The following is an 18982-nucleotide window of genomic DNA, read 5'->3' as shown; positions in this document are numbered from 1 at the left end:
GTGCCCATATTGGCGGTAATGTCTGGCCAGGTGGAGCAGATGGAACAGCAGAAAACTGCTGTGGAGGATATGGAAGCCTCTTTGACCACGTTGCTAGCTGGCGAAAGCTTTAATTGGCTAAAGCCCGTTGGTTTGACCAATGCAAACGGTCCGCTATTGCACAATAACTTGCTAGCTGTCGGTGGACCGGAACCGGAGGAAGAAGACGCCACAGACGGCGCTGACCTTGAAGATCAACCAAGTACAGCTCAAGCAGATCAAGACGAAACAGAGACTGCCACTGGGCCAGTACAGCTTGAAATGGACTTTGATGGCATCGAAGCTGACGACGCACTTATTGATGGACGCCGCAGGCCGGGCATTCAAAAAGAATTGCCGGATCCGGTTACCCAGTTTAACCCCGGTGCGGTCAGCGCGCCACCGCCCGAGGCTTTTCCAACCGATGAGTTTCCCGTACCTGATCGCTGGCGGATATTGCAGACACTTTGCCCGCAAAAAGGCGGTGATCAATCCATATACAAGGTTTTCGGGGCTTTGCAGAATAACTGCCGCAGCACTCTGAACCCTTATGCTCAAAATGTGTTCAAAGGTGATAAGCCTATACCGGAGGACAAAAGGCCCTCATTCCTTAAAGGCGATGACTGGTTTTTCGTCGTCAATGCTATTTCGGATACAATTGTCGAACCACGCAGCTTCCCGATTCCCGTTGGCGTTCAAACCACCGAGCGGTCCAACAGCATTGACGTTTTCGGACGTTCGGGATCAGAAGTTTACGCACAAACATTTATTACCGGCGTGGCGCTGATCAAGGGATCCACTGCTTATAAACCGCCAGATGTTGAATATCGACTGACGCTAGCCACGCAGGTCAACCATGTGAACGTACCTGAACGCCGTGTCTTGTTTGTGGAACCTTCTAAGTCATCCCATCGCACCGACTGGTTTGTCGGCGTACAGGAACTGTTCTTCGATTATCATATTCGCAATACGTCTGCGCGCTACGATTTCGACAGTTTCCGGATCGGTATCCAGCCAATGCAGGCAGATTTCCGTGGATTTTTGTTTCAGGACAACCAACTTGGATTCCGTTTGTTCGGGACGCGCGACAATAATCGGATTCAATATAATCTCGGCGCGTTTGTCCAGCTGGAAAAAGACACCAACTCCGGCCTGAACGATATTTTCCAGACGCCGCGCGAAAGCTACATATTTTTCGCCAATCTATATCGACAAGATTTGCCGTTTGTCGGACTAACCAGCCAATTCAGCCTGACCTACAATATGAATCGCGAGAAGAGCGATATTGAGATTGACGATAACGGCTTTCCCGTGCGCCCTGCCCTGCTAGGTGATTTGCGTGGCCGCGCCTATGATGTGGTTTACCCTGGATACGCGGTTGATGGACGCATCGGACGCATCAATGTGACTGGCCAGATTTACGGTGCTTTTGGCGAGGATCGCAATAGCTTCTTCACGAGCGAGCCTGCCAAAATCGCTGCCTATTTTGCTGCTGCCGAGGCCAGCTACGATGTTGATTTCTTAAGGTTCCGCGCATCTGGCTTGTTTGCCAGTGGCGATGGTAATCCTTATAATAATACCGAAGCTGGCTTTGACTCGATCTTCGAAAATCCCATTTTTGCAGGTGCCGATACCAGTTACTGGATTCGCCAAACCATTCCCTTTGCTGGCGGCGGACGCGTTATTTCGATCAATGGCCGCAATGGCATATTGAACTCGCTTCGGTCTTCCAAGGAGCAGGGCCAAAGCAACTTCAACAATCCGGGTACGATATTAGCCGGTGTCGGCGTGGATGCTGATCTGACCCCAGCCCTGCGTTTATCAGCCAACGCGAACCATCTATGGTTCCATAAGACGGAGTCGCTGGAGGCTCTGCGAGTTGAAGGCTCTATTCCAAAAGATATTGGTTGGGATCTTTCGATGGCCGCAATTTATCGTCCGAAAGCTACCCAGAACATAGTCTTCCGGCTTTCTGGTGCCGCGCTGCTACCCGGCAAAGGATTTAAGGATTTATTCGATCAAACAGACAAACGTGATTTCCATTATTCCATCCTCTTCAACGCGATATTGGCTTTCTAATATGTGGTTAGTCTCCATCTTATCTCAAAAGAAAAAAACGATCCTTGCAGGACTGGGCGCAATTGGTCTGGCTTTGACGCCAACGGCGGGATTACTGGGCGCAGGCAAAGAGAAACCACAAAAAATTGACTATAGCTTTACCCCACCGGCGCCACAAAATCAGACATGGGATATGGCGAATGATAAAAGCACTGGTTGCATTTCCTGTCATACAGATAGCGACCAGAAGACCATGCACGCGACTCCAGCGGTCGTACTCGGCTGTGTCGATTGCCACGGCGGCGATGCCAGTGTGAATGGCGACAATAGCTGGGGTAAAAACAGCCTCCAATATATGGACGCCCTAACAAAAGCGCATGTGCTGCCGAAGTACCCTAAAAGCTGGCACTGGCCGTCTTCTGCCAACCCCAAACGCAGCTATACGCTGCTGAACTCAGAATCTCCGGAATTTGTAAGATTTGTAAATCCTTCCGACTACAGAGTAGCCCGCGAATCTTGCGGTGCCTGCCATATGGAAATTATCGAGGCTTCCGAGCGTTCGTTGATGGCAACCGGCGCGATGCTTTGGGGCGGTGCTGCCTACAACAACGGGATTGTTCCGTTTAAAAATTACGTCTTTGGCGAGGCTTACACCCGCAAAGGCCTGCCGGCGACAATCAAGTCTCCCGGATCTGCTCCGGGTTCGCCACATGGCACAGTTACGGACGCCGAAAAGAAACGCGGCGCGCTGCCGATACTTTATCCTCTGCCCACTTGGCATACGATACCACCCGGCGATGTTTTCCGAGTGTTCGAGCGCGGTGGACGTAATATCAATACACAATTCCCCGAAATCGGACTTCCCAATATTGGCGGCATCATCCAGCGCCTTGAGGAACCCGGCAGGCCTGATCTCAAGCAATCCAATCGTGGCCCCGGCACAGGTCTGCGTGTTGCCATTCCTGCCCTCAACATCCATAAAACCCGTCTTAATGACCCCTTCATGTGGTTCATGGGCACGAATGACCAACCTGGCGATTATCGCCAGTCCGGATGCGCAGGGTGCCATGTGGTTTATGCCAATGATCGTGAACCGCGCCATAGTTCAATCTGGGCAAAATATGGCCGCGACGGGCAAACACAGACCGTTGATCCAACCATTCGCGATCTCAAAGAAGGCGAGCATCGTGTTGGTAAATTCGGAACCTATGATGCTTCTTATGCCGCAAAGGATGGCCATGGCGACGAGGGCAGTCATGGTGGCAATGAAGATCATGAAGATGGTCACGGCAGCGACAAGGCTGCAGGGCATTCCAACGACAAAATGCACGATGATGGTCATGATGCCGATGCGGCAAAGAAGGCAGCGCATGATACGATAAAGACCGATGCCAAGCGTGAAAAAGGTCACCCGATCCAGCACGCTTTCACCCGCGCTATTCCTACCGCCCAGTGCATGAACTGTCATATGCACCAGCCCAATATCTTCCTGAACAGCTATCTCGGCTACACCATGTGGGATTACGAATCCGACGCGCCATATATGTGGCCCGGCCCCGACAATAAAACGCCCCGGCCAGAAGGCATGAGTGACGAGGACTATCAGAAGAAATATAAGCAGCAGAAATACCCAACCGCTGCCGAAGTTCGGGAGGTGCTGGATCGAAATCCAGAAGCCGCCGCCCCAAAGGCCTGTGGTCAGATATCGAGTTTGTCCGCAATGTCTATGATCTCAATAGCGAGACCAAGGACACGCAATTTGCCGATTATCACGGCCACGGCTGGAATTTCCGCGCAATCTTAAAACGCGACCGTGACGGCAATTTGCTTGATGCCGACGGCAATCAGGCGAGCTACAGCACCGATACCGAAAACATTGTTGCCAATGATGATCCTGAAAAATTTCGTAAAGAAGGCGAAGGCAAATTCGTAGACATCGGCGTTAACCCGGGAAAATCGGTACACATGATGAGTATCCACGCCGAGGTTGGCATGCAATGTGCTGACTGCCATTTCTCTCAGGATAGCCATGGCAACGGTCTTATTTACGGCGAAGTCGCCAATGCAGTGGAGATCAACTGTAAGGATTGTCACGGCACGGCGGACGCCTATCCCACCCTGATGACTTCTAATCTGGCCGCGCGACCAAAAGGCAAAAATCTGACGCTGCTTCGTAACGCGGATGGTCAACGCCGTTTTGAATGGTTTGAAGATGCTAACGGCAACCGCGTATTGGTGCAACGCTCCATCGTTGATCCCAAATTAAGCTGGCGTGTTAGCCTCGTCAAAAATAGCGTCGATCGCAACCATCCCGATTTCAACCTCAAAGCCGCTCGTTCCAAGCTAATGTCAAAGACCGGTGCGGAGACGGGAGAGTATAAATTCGGAACCGGTGTTGCGATGGATGACCGCGCGCACAGAGACGAAAATATGGTGTGCTTCACCTGTCACCTGAGTTGGACTACCAGTTGCGGCGGCTGCCATTTACCGATTGAAGCCAACTGGCAGGCCGAAAGCCATAAGTATGAAGGCGGAACCACCCGTAATTATGCGACTTACAATCCGCAGGTAGCGCGTGACCAGATGTTCCAGCTTGGCCGTCACCAAACCTCCAAGGGCAGCATTATTGCGCCAGTTCGCTCCACATCAGCGCTGGTTCTCTCCTCCACCAATATCAACCGCGAACGCATTTATGTGCAACAGCCGCCAATTTCCGCAATTGGCTTCTCCAGTCAGGCGTTTGCTCCGCATTTTCCGCACACCGTGCGGAAAACCGAGACCAAACAATGTTCGGACTGCCACGTTAGCGAGAAGAATGACAATAATGCGATTATGTCGCAACTTCTGTTACAGGGCACCAATTTCGTGAACTTTGTTGGTCTCCATGCCTGGGTTGGCATGGACAAGGGTTTTGAGGCCGTTCGGGTTACCGAATGGGACGAACCCCAAGCTGTGATCGGCAGCTATCTCCAGAAGTATGCTTATCCCGATTACTGGCGGATGCACGTTGAAGACAATGGGCGTGAACTCATTAATTGGGTGCGCGGCGAGCGACTGGATGATGATCTCTCCGGCGAAACCAAGGCACTCGAGGAATTTGCCAATGTCGTGCAGGGCACCAGAGACAGTGTGCGCTGCTTGCAACTACGCGGCGAATATATGTTTGTTGCGGAAGGCCGCGGCGGATTCCGTGCTTATGATGTTGCTTCCATTGGCAACAAAGGCTTTTCCGAGCGCATCGTAAAAGCACCGTTCTCCTCGCTTGGTCATGACACACATGTCAAATCGAAGAACGCAACCTGCATGGCGCTGGCGACAAACCAGCCAGTTGCTCCAAACCGCAACACCCCAGAGTTACGCGAGATTAACGAAGAACAAGCCTTCCATCCGATCTATAACTATGCGGTTATTACCGACAGTGAAGAAGGGTTGATCCTCGTAAATATCAACACATTGGCCGACGGCGAATTCCGCAATAACTTCTTCAAACGCGCGGTGACATGGAACGAAGAAGGCGTTCTAAATGGCGCGCGTCATATTACTCTGGCTGGGCACTATGCCTACATCGCTGCTACTACCGGTTTGGTTGTGATTGATTTGAATGACCCACTCAAACCGCGACATGTCGTTACCATGCCGATGACTGATGCACGGGCCTCTGCCTTGCAATTCCGCTACCTCTGGGTGACAGACGCGGAAGGCGTGAAGCTCTTCAACGTTACCGATATGGAGAACCCGATCCCGGTTGAATCCGGCACGATACCGCTACAAAATGCGCAACGGCTCTATCTGGCTCGGACTTATGCTTACATCGCGGCCAAAAACGAAGGGCTGGTCATTGCTAATATCACCCGACCAGAAGCGCCTACAATCTATCGTAAGGAAACATTTGGCGGACAGATGAATGATGCCGAGGATGTGATCGTCGGGTCCACCAATGCGACACTATTTGCCTATGTCGCTGATGGTCGCAATGGCCTTAAAGTCATCCAACTCACATCACCTGACAGCCAGAAAAACTATTATGGCTTCTCGCCTGCGCCAAAACCGGAACTTATCGCATTTGCCCAGACGCCCAAACCAGCCCTTGCGCTTTCCAAGGGGTTGGACCGTGATCGCGCTGTCGATGAAACCGGGGGTCAAATGGCAGTATTCGGCAGAGTTGGTTCGCGGCCATTTACCCGCAGCGAGATGGAACGCTTTTATCTCAACAGCAAAGGTAAACCCTATTTTGTGAAAGATGAGGCCAATCTCTCTGACTGGATCGGGCCAGTACCTCCGAAGCTCGCTCGCCGGAATTAAAGATCAGGCAACGGGGACCGGGACTTTGCAGACCGCCGGTCCCCTTTCCCCGATACGCGACCCGGGGAATGATAGGCCCCTACGTTGGCAAAGACGCAGGGGGCTTAACTCATATTGGTTCTGAGAATATTATCTAGCAGTTGCCGTCGATCGCCCGACCAGCAAGTGCGCCTGCTGCGCCGCCGATAATCGTGCCGACAGTTTTGTCGCCGCGCCGCGCCACTTCATTGCCGAGCAAACCGCCGGCGATGGCGCCGATAATTGTGCCGCCGGTTCCGCGATCACAACCGCGGTAGCGTCGATCATCACGGTAGCGGCTATCCCGATAACGACGCTGATCGCGATAAGCCCGGCGGTCATACCGATCGTTTCGGTAATAGTCACCGCGCCGATATTCGCGATAGCCATCACGGTTACCGACCTGCTGGTAATATCCGTCATTATAATATCCGCCTCTTGCTTCGGCTGGTGAAGCGAGCGCCATGGTTGAAACGGCTGCAGTGGTGATTGCCAATGTTCCCAAAATCTTGCTGATCATCTTCTTTACTCCAGTATGGATCTCGACCCCATAGTTTCGATCCGACTCGGTGATGCCCGACAAATATGTTTTTAGGAGACGCCGGTTGACCGAACGCTGAATATGGGTTTTATCTTAGGTTCATGTTCAAAGCTCTTTTTATGAACAAACTGAAATTATTCATGATGTCCTAGCGTTTTAAGTCATTGCTCCTCAGCACTAGGTTGCATAGCTTCGTAAGGAGAAATTGGGAGACGGACGTGCAACTTGAAGGTAAAACAGCCGCGATAACGGGTGGAACAGCAGGCATTGGCCGCGGCATCGCCGAGGCTTATCTGGCAGAAGGTGCCAATGTTGCGATTATGGCACGCAATCCGGATAACGGCGCGAAAATTACCGAGGAAATGAATACGCGGCATGGCAACGGCCGCGCGATATTCGTTGCAGGTGATGTCATGGATCAAAATTCCGTTGAAGGATTTATCGATGCGACAGTTGCCCAATTCGGCACCATTGATATTCTTGTCAATAATGCCGGCGGTGCCAGCGATCTTGCGCCACTTGTCGACCTAACCGACAAGGCCTTCGACGAAACAATGAAATGGAATATCTATTCCACGTTCTGGGCGACCCGACGAGCGCTCAAAACCATGATCGCCCAAAAATCGGGCCGCGTTATCAATATATCTTCAACCGAAGGGAAAATGGGTAAGCCAACCTTTGCTCCCTATACTGTCGCCAAGCACGGCATTATCGGTATGACCAAGTCCGTCGCGCAAGAGGTCGGCACAATGGGTATCACAGTCAATGCGATTTGCCCGGGGTTGGTGATTACCGACATCATCAAAAATGGCGGCCCTGCAACAGCATCGGGCCTAGGCATGACGTTTGACGAGATGATCACCATGTTCTCACAGGAAAGCGCCTTGAAACGCCCGAATACGGTCGAGGAAATCGCGGCGATGGCGCTGTTGCTAGCTTCCGATGCCGGTTCCGGGATTACGGGTACAGCGCTCAGCGTGGATGGCGGTACCGCACAATATTAACATCAAATCTATTTTGGGCTTGCCGGAACCGCACTGGTAATCTTGGCTTTGCAAGCCGACACAAACTGACGAATCGGTTCAAGTGATCCGGTCAGATCGATAGAAAAGCGGTTACCGTCGATTTTGAGGAAGGCTCGTTTTCCATTGGCCAGCTTTTCAAATAGCGGATTATTTGCATCAAGCACCAGATTTGGCATATAAAAATCGTCATTCCCTATCTGCGTTGACCCCAGCTGCCCGAGCAATCCTTGTGATGCACCATTGTCCACCCGCACCGTAAATCCGAACTGGTCCTCCGGACGCAAGTCGGTCGTGGTTGCATTTATTATCCCTGTAACAGGAAAGACCGGTGCAACTTTCTGATTCTGCGAAATAATATTAGGTTTTCGGCCGCATGAAAACTGCCACATGACATTGTCGGTATTGGGTGATCCATAGACTACACTCGGTTGGCCTTTGTCTGAATAGGTCCATCTCATATTAAAAGCCTGCCCCGCATCCGGGAACATCGCCAATTGCGGCTGATAATCCTTGCTTGCAGAAGTGCCTTGAGCCTGAGTCATTTTTTTGGCACTGGCCCTTTTCGAGACCTGTTGCGGAGTCTGAATTGTTTTCACGACTGGCGACGCAGCAGCTTTACTAGGCTGTGAACTGGTTTGTGCCAGAGATACCGTACCGAAACTCAGAAAGGTCAAACACACCAGATATTTAGCGGTCTTTTTCATTGACAAATTATAAGCCGAATTATTGGCAACACAATATAAATCGCAACCAAAATGATGGCTTCATTCGGATGGTGAATTGACTGCCCTCACAAACCTCTGCTGATTTCCGATCCGCCAGGTCTCCCCGCTATCGGTGGATAGTTCCATAGTTGAACCAAAGCTATCTGGCGTGACGCTGTGCCGGGTAAATCGCAGCATTAATGTACTGCCATCCGGCATTGTTTGATTGGACGTAGTCCGTGTTTCGCTATCCTCGGGGCCGATCATCCGCCATAATTTACCGTCCGGCCCGACCGAAGACATTTCAATCTCCCTGCTTGCTGGTCTGTGGAAAAATAATATGGCCGATATCTGCTTCATCGCCGGAATTTCCGAAACACCGGAAACAATTTTGTCGGGCACGACCCATTTAAACTTATAGTGACCTTCCAGAGTGCCCTGGATTTTTCCGTCCGGTCCGATAAAATCAGTCTCGACCATCCATTCGCCGATCGCATGCCGCAGTTGCTCGACTGGTGGTGCTACGGTATCCATTGGTGTGGACATTTGCCATTCCGGCGCGGTCGCTACTGCCGCTGTGCTCATAACCGACGCCATCACCAATAATGTGATCCCACAACTCTTGCGCATATTGTTCCCTAGCCATCAAAAACCTTGGGATCATGTAACAATGACGTGGCGCTGCGAGAGATGATATTCGACCAAGTCGTAACATTATTCGACTGAATCGACAGATTTAAGTAAGGTCTATTTCCTATCTTTCATAACCTTGGCCCAAGGATCGCCAGAGTTGCCGGTGTTCTTTTCTGCTTTGGCTGGCTCTGCCCCGCCGACACCGTCAATGTGCGCTGGTGGATCGGCAGCTACACAATATGCTGTCATCAGTACCATGGCTGACCACCACAGCGCATTCAGGCGGCTGGCAAATACCTTATTGAGACGCGGTCCAAACATTTCATATTCATAGCAGGCCATCGTTAACGAAGCGTAGCAGTGCATTGTCACGCGCCTTGCAATATCTCCGGAAACAACATTCTAATAGTTGGTCATATTTCCCAATTAGTGGCTTTCATTAATATCCCATTAATCGCGATATTAAGTTAAGTCACTGATATAAAATATAATATCAAAACTGGCACACCCTATGCACTGCTACTGATATCTTCGCTAACAAACGGCGGAGGCCAAATTTAACCAGAAGGAATTTAAAAATGACCAACGTAAACCTCCAGAACCAAGTTGTTGCCGCTTTTGCTGCTCTTTTCTCAGCTGCGATTTTCGTAGGCGCCACTGTTGCTCCTGCTGCAAATAACGCAGCTGCTCTTTTCGTTTAATATAAACCAATACATCCAAAGGAACCCATCATGTTGAACCTCAATATCAAAAGCCAGATAACCGCTGCACTCGCAGCCGTGATCTCTGCCGTCATTTTCGTCAGTGTTAGCGTCGGCCCGGCTACTACACAAATCGGTTCGCTGATCGCCTGAAAAGGCGGTTAGTGGCCGTTGGTCAAGTACACGCGCGAAGAAATTTCTTTATCGCCTCGCCCGATCCCTTCAAATGCACGCTGAACTTATTGTCGCTTAAGTTCATAAACGCTCGCTCTCCCTTCGCCAGTGCTTCAAACACGGAATGCCGATTGGACGTATAAAATCGCGGCGTATAATATTTGCCACCCTCGCCATCCGTCAGTTCCATTCTTGCGATAAACCCAAGCGACTGGCCTTCATCCACCCGGATAGTGAACCCGAAGCGGTCCCCTGCCCCCATATCCTTTAAACTCGCTTCAATCTGGTGAACAATCCGCACTTCGCCATTAGCGGGCCGGTCGCAGCGCATCGACCATAAACGGTTGTCCGTCTCAGGCGCACCGAAATCCAGCGCGGCCTCATCGCCGTCACTCCACGCCATCCATTGCATTCCAAATAACTGCCCCATATCCGGATGATCCGCGATAGTCGGCATCTTGCCTTTGGCACCTGGAATATTTTCCAAGACATTGTCCTGAGCAGCGGCTGTCGCCGTTAACGAAAGAGCGAGCACGGCCAGGGCTCCAAAGATCGCCGATGAGGTATTATGTTTCATGTGCTTGATCTTAGAGAAAAGAATTGACGGATGGTAGTGGGAGATAGACTCATTTTGGAGTTAGTTTGAGGGCAAAAGTCTCAAGCTGATTGGTAACAGACAAGGCCATATTGTTAAACTCTTCGGGACTGGTGCGATCGGTTTACCCGTGACATATCTAGCGCTTAACAAGGGAGTACCGATCCAATTGAACGTGCCAAAATATAGAATATGGATTGGCTGGGGCGCGATTGCGCATGCATCATTGAGCTTTTTGCCGCTACCCATCCCGATACCGCCACCTTCACAATGGCTAAACCTCGCTGGATTGGCGCCGCAATTGAGCATGGTTGTGCTTAACCTCCTGCCCATGCTGCTCTTCGCTTCGGGAATTGGCCTCATTAAAGGCTTGGACGGCGGACGAAAGCTATTTGCAGTTTGGGCGATCATTGCGGGAGCTGGCGCGTTCGTAAGCCTGCAAACTAATCCAGTTTGGGCAGTGGTCGATCTCGCTGTGCTGGGCGCGTGTCTGGCGGTGGTATTTTGGAGAGAATGGCGGCGAGGTTAAGCCGTAGTCCGGGATTATTACAGCAGCGTAACAAACTTGAATATTTACATGCCATTACAATCAAATAAAGGCGTTCTGCGTCCCTCGTTAGTGGGTTTGTAAACTACGCAATCGCCAAGAAAAAGGTTGGATGGCGTGAACATTTTCTGACGATTAAGGCACGGCTGTTTAAGAACAGGTAAACGGGACAAAGCGGCGCTTGACATAATAGGTCATCGCCTTCCCTCTCGCCCTGCCTGGCCGTCAAACCCATAAAATTCGTACCGCAACATATAGAATTAATAAGGCCGTTAATCGCCTGATCCATATCTCCGGCAGTGTTTGGCTTGCCAGAAAACTGCCAATTTGTCCGCCTATCAGCACACCCAGAAACAGCGGCCAATAGGCTATGATGGCGGCATTCCCCTCGCCCCATCCTGATTTCATCAACTGCCCGGCCAATCCGCCGACCGAGTTGACGAGAATAAAAATGCTGGCGGTTGCGGCTATCCGGCGGCTGTCCGACCAATGGGTCAGCAGGAGGATGGGCGCAAGAAATATGCCGCCACCAATGCCAACCATGCCCGACAGGAAACCGATGCCGACGCCAGCGGCAAGCGCAAAAAAGCTGTGCTTGGTCCAGTGGTTTTCACTTACGCTTTGCCGGGTCCGTTTTATCAAAGGCTCGACCCACAGCAGAACAGCAGCGACTGCGAGAGACAGGCCAAGCAAGACCAGAAAATTGTCTTTGTCTATTGCGATACGCCCGCCGAGCCATGCCGCGGGAACAGACAGCGTCAATATCGGCCAAATCCGTTGCCAATTGATCAAGCCACGCAAATGGAACCGCAGAGTTCCGCCGGTGACCACGATTATATTGCAGATGAGCGCAATAATCGGCAGGGCGCGATAATCGATATCTGCGAGCGCGAGAAGCGCAATATAAGTTGATCCACCTCCAAATCCAACCGAGGCGTATAGCGCCGCTGTCAGAAAGAAAAGCAGCACTAGCCAAGGCATCAGCAATCCCTTTATTCAATTACTTTGCGGTCAGTCCTTCGCAAAGAAATGAAAGTCGGCAATAACTAACGCTCTCATTTTGCTTCTAAAACTACTCATTTCTACGTCCCGTCATTACAACAGATTGGTATAATAGTTCAATATTTGCCGTGGCAATGTTTATATTTCCTGCCAGAACCACAGGGACAAGGAGCGTTGCGACTGACCTTTTCTTCCCCGCTAACCCCGCGAGTTGGATTATCCAACACACCGGACTGACGCGGAGGCAAGGCAGTGGATACCGTACCCAAGGTACCGCCATCAATATCATTGCTGTTATCTTCACCGGTCAGCGGATCGATATGGGTGGTCAGGAAATCGGGAAGCTCTGGCAGCTCCGGGACTTGCAACTCTTCCTGCTGATGGAATTGGCTCACCGCGATAGTTTTTGTAACGCCTTCGCGGATGACTTCCAGCATCCGCTCAAACAGGCCGAAAGACTCTTGCTTATACTCATCCAGCGGCTTCTTCTGCGCATAAGCGCGCAGGAACACCACCTGGCGCAGCGCATCTAGTGTCGCCAGATGCTCTTTCCAGTGATGATCGAGTAACTCAAGTAGAATGGATTTTTCGATCTGTTCCCAAACACCGGGATTATTTGCATCAACGTCGGCTTTTTTGGCTTCAAAATCGGCATCTGCCATTTCGGAAATACGCGTTTCGATGATTTCCGGATCGAGCGTGTCCTCTTGCATCCATTTATCGATATCCGGTTTCAACGCCAATACTTCTTCCACTCGCTCCTTGAGTTGGTCGATATTCCATTGTTCGGGGTAACTACCAGGAGGACAGGCGTCAGCGACGATCGCATTGACCGTTTCGTGGCGCATATCTTCAACCACGTCACCAACCGTTTCCGCATCCATGATTTCCGAACGTTGCTCGTAAATCACCTTCCGCTGGTCGTTCATAACGTCATCATATTCGACGACCTGCTTACGCGCTTCATAGTTTCGCGCTTCAACTTTTTTCTGCGCTGTTTCAATCGCTTTGGAGAGCCACTTGCCACCAATTGCCTCACCGTCTTCCAGGTTTTTGTTCATCATTTTGGCAAACATTGTCTCGGTGCCAAAAATCCGCAGAAGATCATCTTCAAGACACAGATAAAAGCGACTGAGACCCGGATCACCCTGACGACCAGAACGTCCGCGCAACTGGTTATCGATACGCCGGCTCTCGTGGCGTTCCGTACCCAGCACAAACAAACCGCCGGCAGCACGCACTTCTTCGCGCAAGGCCCTTACTTCTTCCTCAATCTTAGCGATGGCTTTGTCTTTCTCGGGACCATCGTCCATTTCACTAAGCTCGTCCTCAATCCGGAAATCGATATTACCACCGAGCTGGATATCAGTACCACGCCCTGCCATGTTGGTAGCGATGGTAACCGCGCCAGGAGAACCGGCTTGTGCGACAATGCGGGCTTCCTGCTCGTGAAAACGGGCATTCAAAACGCTATGCACGACGTCTTCTTTCTTCAGGAAATCCGAGAGTAATTCCGATTTCTCAATAGAAACGGTACCGACCAGCACTGGCTGGCCCTTGTCGCTATGTTCCTTGATTTTCTTGGCGATAGCAGCGAACTTATCGAGTGTATTTTTGTAAAATTCGTCATTCTCGTCTTCCCGCAAGATAGGCTTGTTCGTAGGGATCGTGACGACATTCATTTTGTAGATTTCGAAAAATTCCGGTGCCTCGGTTGCCGCTGTTCCGGTCATGCCAGAGAGTTTTGGATACATCCTGAAATAATTCTGGAATGTGATCGATGCCATGGTCTGGTTTTCAGGCTCTATTTTTACACCTTCTTTGGCTTCAACTGCCTGATGCAAGCCATTAGACCAGCGCCGTCCTTCCATCATACGACCGGTAAATTCATCAATGATAACGACGGTGTCGTGACCTTTTTTCTCGTCGTACTTGATGATATAATCGGTATCGCGCTTACGCATCACATTAGCCATTAAGGCCTGATTCAAATGATGGACGACTTGCGTGTTCTCGTAGTCGTAGAGATTGCTGCCTTCGAGCAATCCAGCCTCTTCAAGCAATCGCTCAGCCTTTTCAGTACCGTCTTCCGTTAGCGATATATTGCGGGATTTTTCGTCTTTCTCGTAGTCCTCTTCGGTGATGTGCTGAACAATTTCATTAACCGAAATATAGAGCTCGGACTTATCGTCGGTTGGACCGGAAATAATAAGAGGCGTTCGCGCTTCATCGATCAGGATCGAGTCCACCTCATCGACGATTGCGAAGTTAAACGGGCGCTGGACCATTTGATCACGCTCATGTTTCATATTGTCGCGCAAATAATCGAAACCAAATTCGTTATTTGTGCCATAGGTAATGTCTGCAGCATAGGCTTCGCGCCGCGCCGCTTCACCCATATTCGGTACAATCGTACCCAGGCTCATACCAAGGAAATTATAAACTTGGCTCATCCACTCGCCATCACGGCGCGCGAGATAATCGTTTACCGTGACAACATGAACACCCTTGCCTTCGATAGCGTTGAGATAGCATGCCAATGTCGCAACCAGTGTTTTTCCCTCACCGGTGCGCATTTCAGCGATTTCGCCGCGATGCAGCACGATCCCGCCAATCATCTGCACGTCATAGTGCCGCTGGCCCAATGTGCGCTTCGCCGCTTCGCGCACGACAGCAAAGGCTTCTGGCAAAATGTCGTCCAGGGTTTCGCCGTTCGCTACACGTTCGCGAAAATAAGGCGTCTTAGCGGCCAGTTCTTCATCCGTAAGCGGCTCAATTTCGCTTTCAAATGCGGCAATCTGATCGACCACCTTTTGCATGGACTTGACGTAACGGTCGTTTGCTGACCCGAATATTGATTTGGCTAATCCGCCGAGCATGGTATTTTCCGATATATAGAATTTGCAGGCATCATTGATGCCGGGAATAAGGTAAATTTAGGGAAGCTGTCTTGCAGATCAATGCTCGCAAGACGGAAGGCAGTGCTAGGGCGCGCCCTCAACATGTTCCAGTTTATCGCCTGTTTCGGCGTGAACGGCTGCTAAAGCCCAGTAAGGCGCAGCGTTGCGATTCTCAACCGCCGCCAGAAGTGTCAAACGATCGCCAAAGGCCATTCCACAAAACCGATGGCCAGAAAATTCTATGCCGCTCAATTTGGTCGTTTTACATCGTTCCAACGAGTCTGCATCAGCAACTTCGGCTGAAGTTGACACGCCGGTAGCCATGCGTTCTTGTGCAGCGGCAGCAGTCGGCACAGCAAAGCCTACTGCATTGAAAAGCAGCAACATAAAACTTGCAATATATGCGTTCATGGACGAGGCACCGGTCATTGATCGCGTTCTAACAAAACAATAGATAAAGGCAAGTTAAGTGTCAGACAATATTTCGCCGCTGGCCCCAACACAGTCGATCGAACTGCCCGATATCAAAGGCGTCACATGCCGCGTTGCGCGCGCACAATACAAGGATTGGGACCGTTGCGACCTCACCTTTGTCGAGTTGATTGAAGGCACAACCGTGGCCGGTGTGCTGACACAGAGCAAGTGCCCATCCACCGAGGTGGAATGGTGCCGCGAGGCTCTGTCTGACGGAAAGGCTCGCGGGCTGGTCGTGAATGCAGGAAACGCCAACGCGTTTACCGGCGCGCGCGGCATGGAAGCGGTGGAGCGGATATTGGACTTGGCAAGCCAGCATCTCGATTGCAGCAAGAAGGAAATATTTGTTTCCTCAACTGGTGTCATTGGCGTTCCTTTGCCCAAAGACAAATCCGAAACCGGATTGAAAGCCGCCTTCAATGCCGAACCGTGTAGCTGGAAAGAAGCGGCCGCCACGATAATGACTACCGATACATTCCCGAAAATGGCGACTACCAGTGCGATTGTTGGCGGTAAGAAGGTAACTTTGAACGCTATAGTTAAAGGCTCCGGTATGATCGCGCCGGATATGGCAACCATGCTGGGCTATATCTTTACCGATGCAGCCGTTGACGCTGTGTTTCTTCAGAAAATGCTCATCGACGCAACCGCGAAGAGTTTTAATTGCATTACGGTCGATAGCGACACCTCAACCAGCGATACGGTTTTGGTATTTGCCACTGGTCAAACCGAAGCCCCTGCGCTGACATCCTATAATGATGCAGGTGCCGATGCATTTGCTGCCGCCTTGCAGGATATTTGCATGCAATTGGCGCATCTGGTGGTGCGCGACGGAGAAGGTGCAACGAAATTCATAGAAATCCAAGTGGTTGGAGCCGAAAGCGATGACAGCGCAAAACGCATTGGGCTTTCCATTGCCAATTCTCCGTTAGTCAAAACCGCGATTGCGGGTGAAGATGCCAACTGGGGTCGGGTCGTCATGGCAATCGGCAAAGCTGGCGAACCAGCAGACCGGGATAAACTCGCTATATCATTCGGCGGAGTGACAGTTGCGAGAGATGGGTTGGTTGTGCCGGATTACGATGAAAAACCAGTGGCCAACCATCTGCAAGGCGCCGAAATTGATATCAGCATCGATATGGGGATCGGCAAAGGTCGGGCAACCGTTTGGACCTGCGATCTGACCCACGGATATATTAGTATTAACGCCGACTACAGGAGTTAGAATGTCCGAAATTATCCTGCATCATTACGAAAACTCGCCTTTTGGGCAGGCAATGCGCCTGGCTCTGGGACTAAAGGGGCTCTCCTGGAAGTCTGTAACGCAGCCGGACATTTGTCCCAAGCCCGATCTCAGTACTCTCACTGGTGGCTACGAGCGCATTCCCGTGCTGCAGGTTGGCGCTGACATCTATTGCGACACTGCTGTGATCGTTGACGCGCTCGAAATGCTAAAGCCCGAACCCAGTCTTTATCCCGAGCCTTTGGGATTTGTCGGGCGGATGATAGCCTTATGGTCCGGCGGCTTGTGGTTCATGCCGGCGGTTGGGACCGCATTGGGCACCGATCCCAATATTGTCAGTGAAGCATTCTGGGAAGATCGCGCAACACGTTTTGGCATGAACCGCGAAAAATTTTTACCGATGGTTCCTCATCTGGTTGGACAATTTAACAGCGGCGCAGAGTTGGTTGCTGAGGCTCTATCGGACGGACGAGAATATATTGGCGGGGAACAGCCCGGACATGCGGACCTGATGCTTTACATGAACATCCGCTTTGTGGGCTTCGCCGGACGCAAACCTTCCGATTTCGGGGCCCAGGTCGCGGCGTGGTTCGGGCGGATTGATAGCATCGGCTATGGTGATTTTGAAGAATGGACGACTAGACAAGCGATTGCGCAAGGGCGGGATATCGAGCCAGTTGGCGACTATGAAGTGGAAACAGGACATGGTTTTTCCGCCGGAGATGAAGTTAGCGTGAGGACCGAGAGTCCAGATCCCGCAACCGTAAATGGCACGCTTATTGGTCTTAATAATCGCCAAATTACGATTGAGCGCATTGATGATACGGCTGGGAAACTACATGTCCATTTCCCGCGCCTTGGCCAAATTTTAGCACCTGCATGAAAATCGATGCCCTAAATCAGTCAGTTCAAACTATATTGCGAGATGTGACGCAAAAAGTCATTCTGCCATATTACCAGAATTTGAAAAAATCCGACATCGAGGAAAAAACACCAGGCGACCTTGTGACCATTGTGGACAAGCTCAGTGAGGAAATGTTGGACAACGCATTGTCACAGCTGCTTCCTGATGCTGCGGTTGTGGGCGAAGAGGCCGCTGCTGCCGATCCTTCGGTGTTGGATCGGCTATTATCCGATCAGGTTTGGGTTATTGATCCCATCGATGGAACGGGAAATTTCGCTGCGGGGAAACCACCGTTCGGGATTATCATAGCCTTAGTAGAAATGGGGCAAACTGTTGCGGGCTGGCTTTACGATCCGCTTACAGAACGCCTGTGTTATGCCGCGAGAGATTCAGGTGCCTCGGTGAACGGTCTACCGTTAAAATCCGCGCCTGATCCAGAGAAAAAGCCAATAGCAGCTTTGGCAACTGGCTTCATGAGGTCAGATCAGCGCGAGGCAATCTTGTCTGCTGCATCCCCGCATTATGAAATCGTAGATATTCCCCGCTGCGCCGCCGAGCAATATCCAAGACTGGTGTTAGGAACCAACCATATTTCCGTTTTTGAACGCACGTTGCCATGGGATCACGCCGCTGGCGTCCTGTTTCTCAACGAAGCTGGCGGCAAGGCAGCGCGATGGGACGGTACAGACTATCTTCCGGGTGACAAAAGAACCGGAATGCTTGGGGCCTCATCGCCGAAACTCTGGGATGAAGCCGCCAAGCTTCTCGGGGGTATCTTTAACCTTTAAGCGGGCAAGCTATCTTCCAGCCAGGATTTGAGTTGGCTCTTCGGCGCGGCGCCAACTTTGGTTTGGACCGGCTCACCATTGTGGAACAAGATCATTGTCGGAATGCCGCGAACACCGTATTTTCCGGGTGCTTCAGGGCTATCATCAATATTGAGCTTGGCGATGGTGACCTGACCACCCATCTCATCGCTAATTTCTTCGAGCGCAGGGCCAATCATCTTGCAAGGTCCGCACCACTCTGCCCAGAAATCAACCAATACCGGGCCATCAGCCTTCAGTACGTCATTTTCAAAACTCTCGTCAGTAATTGCTTTGGTAGCCATTGGGAATCTCCGTTTGTTCAAACTCTATTTAG

At 51.1% G+C, this 18982-nt stretch carries 17 protein-coding genes and 1 pseudogene; 9 read left to right on the top strand and 9 right to left on the bottom strand.

What is annotated here, in order from left to right; translation table 11 throughout:
* Window positions 1-300 precede the first annotated feature (300 nt).
* Together HF685_RS01470 and HF685_RS01465 are read left to right on the top strand one after the other, a co-directional pair.
* On the top strand, window positions 301-2097 hold the full coding sequence (locus tag HF685_RS01470) for a hypothetical protein (RefSeq protein ID WP_425500196.1): 1797 nt from the start codon (window positions 301-303) through the stop codon (window positions 2095-2097).
* Between the two features lies 1 nt (window position 2098).
* Window positions 2099-6378: pseudogene (locus HF685_RS01465) on the top strand (LVIVD repeat-containing protein).
* A gap of 133 nt (window positions 6379-6511) precedes the next feature.
* Here HF685_RS01465 and HF685_RS01460 read toward each other — a convergent pair.
* Window positions 6512-6916 carry a glycine zipper 2TM domain-containing protein gene (locus HF685_RS01460; RefSeq protein ID WP_246218693.1) on the bottom strand — a complete coding sequence of 135 codons (405 nt, stop codon included), beginning with the start codon at window positions 6914-6916 and terminating at the stop codon, window positions 6512-6514.
* 239 nt (window positions 6917-7155) lie between these two features.
* On the opposite strand from HF685_RS01460, the gene HF685_RS01455 reads away from it, so the two are divergent.
* A complete protein-coding gene (locus HF685_RS01455; RefSeq protein WP_168817977.1) occupies window positions 7156-7941 on the top strand; it encodes an SDR family NAD(P)-dependent oxidoreductase in 786 nt (261 codons plus the stop codon).
* Between the two features lie 8 nt (window positions 7942-7949).
* On the opposite strand, the gene HF685_RS01450 is transcribed toward HF685_RS01455, so the two are convergent.
* The 3 genes from HF685_RS01450 to HF685_RS01440 all read right to left on the bottom strand — a co-directional run bounded on the left by HF685_RS01450 (window position 7950) and on the right by HF685_RS01440 (window position 9665).
* A complete protein-coding gene (locus HF685_RS01450; RefSeq protein WP_168817975.1) occupies window positions 7950-8504 on the bottom strand; it encodes a hypothetical protein in 555 nt (184 codons plus the stop codon).
* 222 nt (window positions 8505-8726) lie between these two features.
* Complete coding sequence (locus tag HF685_RS01445; RefSeq protein ID WP_168817973.1) at window positions 8727-9251, bottom strand: hypothetical protein; 525 nt, start codon at window positions 9249-9251, stop codon at window positions 8727-8729.
* A 162-nt stretch (window positions 9252-9413) separates the two neighbouring features.
* On the bottom strand, window positions 9414-9665 hold the full coding sequence (locus HF685_RS01440; protein ID WP_211051288.1) for a hypothetical protein: 252 nt from the start codon (window positions 9663-9665) through the stop codon (window positions 9414-9416).
* Window positions 9666-9877: 212 nt separating this feature from the next.
* Between HF685_RS01440 and HF685_RS16495 the strand changes: the two genes are divergently transcribed.
* Together HF685_RS16495 and HF685_RS16490 are read left to right on the top strand one after the other, a co-directional pair.
* Window positions 9878-10000: a hypothetical protein gene (locus HF685_RS16495; protein WP_281352810.1), complete on the top strand. Its 123-nt coding sequence runs from the start codon at window positions 9878-9880 to the stop codon at window positions 9998-10000.
* Window positions 10001-10030: 30 nt separating this feature from the next.
* Complete coding sequence (locus HF685_RS16490; protein WP_281352809.1) at window positions 10031-10153, top strand: hypothetical protein; 123 nt, start codon at window positions 10031-10033, stop codon at window positions 10151-10153.
* A 22-nt stretch (window positions 10154-10175) separates the two neighbouring features.
* On the opposite strand, the gene HF685_RS01435 is transcribed toward HF685_RS16490, so the two are convergent.
* Entirely contained in the window at window positions 10176-10751 is a 576-nt protein-coding gene (locus HF685_RS01435; protein ID WP_168817969.1) for a hypothetical protein, read from the bottom strand.
* Window positions 10752-10944: 193 nt separating this feature from the next.
* Here HF685_RS01435 and HF685_RS01430 point away from each other — a divergent pair, with 193 nt between their 5' ends.
* The gene (locus HF685_RS01430; protein WP_211051286.1) at window positions 10945-11298 is read left to right on the top strand and encodes a hypothetical protein; all 354 of its coding nucleotides are present in this window, start codon (window positions 10945-10947) and stop codon (window positions 11296-11298) included.
* 243 nt (window positions 11299-11541) lie between these two features.
* Here the strand turns inward: HF685_RS01430 and HF685_RS01425 are convergent, their stop codons facing one another.
* From HF685_RS01425 to HF685_RS01415, 3 genes are all read right to left on the bottom strand, one after another.
* The gene (locus HF685_RS01425; RefSeq protein WP_168817965.1) at window positions 11542-12297 is read right to left on the bottom strand and encodes a sulfite exporter TauE/SafE family protein; all 756 of its coding nucleotides are present in this window, start codon (window positions 12295-12297) and stop codon (window positions 11542-11544) included.
* A 137-nt stretch (window positions 12298-12434) separates the two neighbouring features.
* Window positions 12435-15197: a preprotein translocase subunit SecA gene (gene secA, locus HF685_RS01420; RefSeq protein WP_168817963.1), complete on the bottom strand. Its 2763-nt coding sequence runs from the start codon at window positions 15195-15197 to the stop codon at window positions 12435-12437.
* Window positions 15198-15302: 105 nt separating this feature from the next.
* On the bottom strand, window positions 15303-15629 hold the full coding sequence (locus tag HF685_RS01415) for a hypothetical protein (protein WP_168817961.1): 327 nt from the start codon (window positions 15627-15629) through the stop codon (window positions 15303-15305).
* A 58-nt stretch (window positions 15630-15687) separates the two neighbouring features.
* Between HF685_RS01415 and argJ the strand changes: the two genes are divergently transcribed.
* The 3 genes from argJ to HF685_RS01400 are packed head-to-tail and all read left to right on the top strand — an operon-like array spanning window position 15688 to window position 18627.
* Window positions 15688-16917 (top strand): bifunctional glutamate N-acetyltransferase/amino-acid acetyltransferase ArgJ, encoded by a 1230-nt coding sequence (argJ, locus tag HF685_RS01410; protein WP_168817959.1) that lies wholly within the window; start codon window positions 15688-15690, stop codon window positions 16915-16917.
* Window position 16918: 1 nt separating this feature from the next.
* Window positions 16919-17818 (top strand): glutathione S-transferase family protein, encoded by a 900-nt coding sequence (locus HF685_RS01405; protein ID WP_168817957.1) that lies wholly within the window; start codon window positions 16919-16921, stop codon window positions 17816-17818.
* Complete coding sequence (locus tag HF685_RS01400; protein ID WP_168817955.1) at window positions 17815-18627, top strand: inositol monophosphatase family protein; 813 nt, start codon at window positions 17815-17817, stop codon at window positions 18625-18627. The genes HF685_RS01405 and HF685_RS01400 overlap by 4 nt, the downstream gene beginning before the upstream one ends.
* Here HF685_RS01400 and trxA read toward each other — a convergent pair.
* A complete protein-coding gene (trxA, locus tag HF685_RS01395) occupies window positions 18624-18950 on the bottom strand; it encodes a thioredoxin TrxA (protein ID WP_168817953.1) in 327 nt (108 codons plus the stop codon). The genes HF685_RS01400 and trxA overlap by 4 nt on opposite strands.
* Window positions 18951-18982: the final 32 nt, after the last annotated feature.

The sequence above is a fragment of the Parasphingorhabdus halotolerans genome (assembly GCF_012516475.1).
Taxonomy (GTDB): Bacteria; Pseudomonadota; Alphaproteobacteria; order Sphingomonadales; family Sphingomonadaceae; genus Parasphingorhabdus; species Parasphingorhabdus halotolerans.
This window is presented reverse-complemented; position numbering and strand designations above follow the sequence as displayed.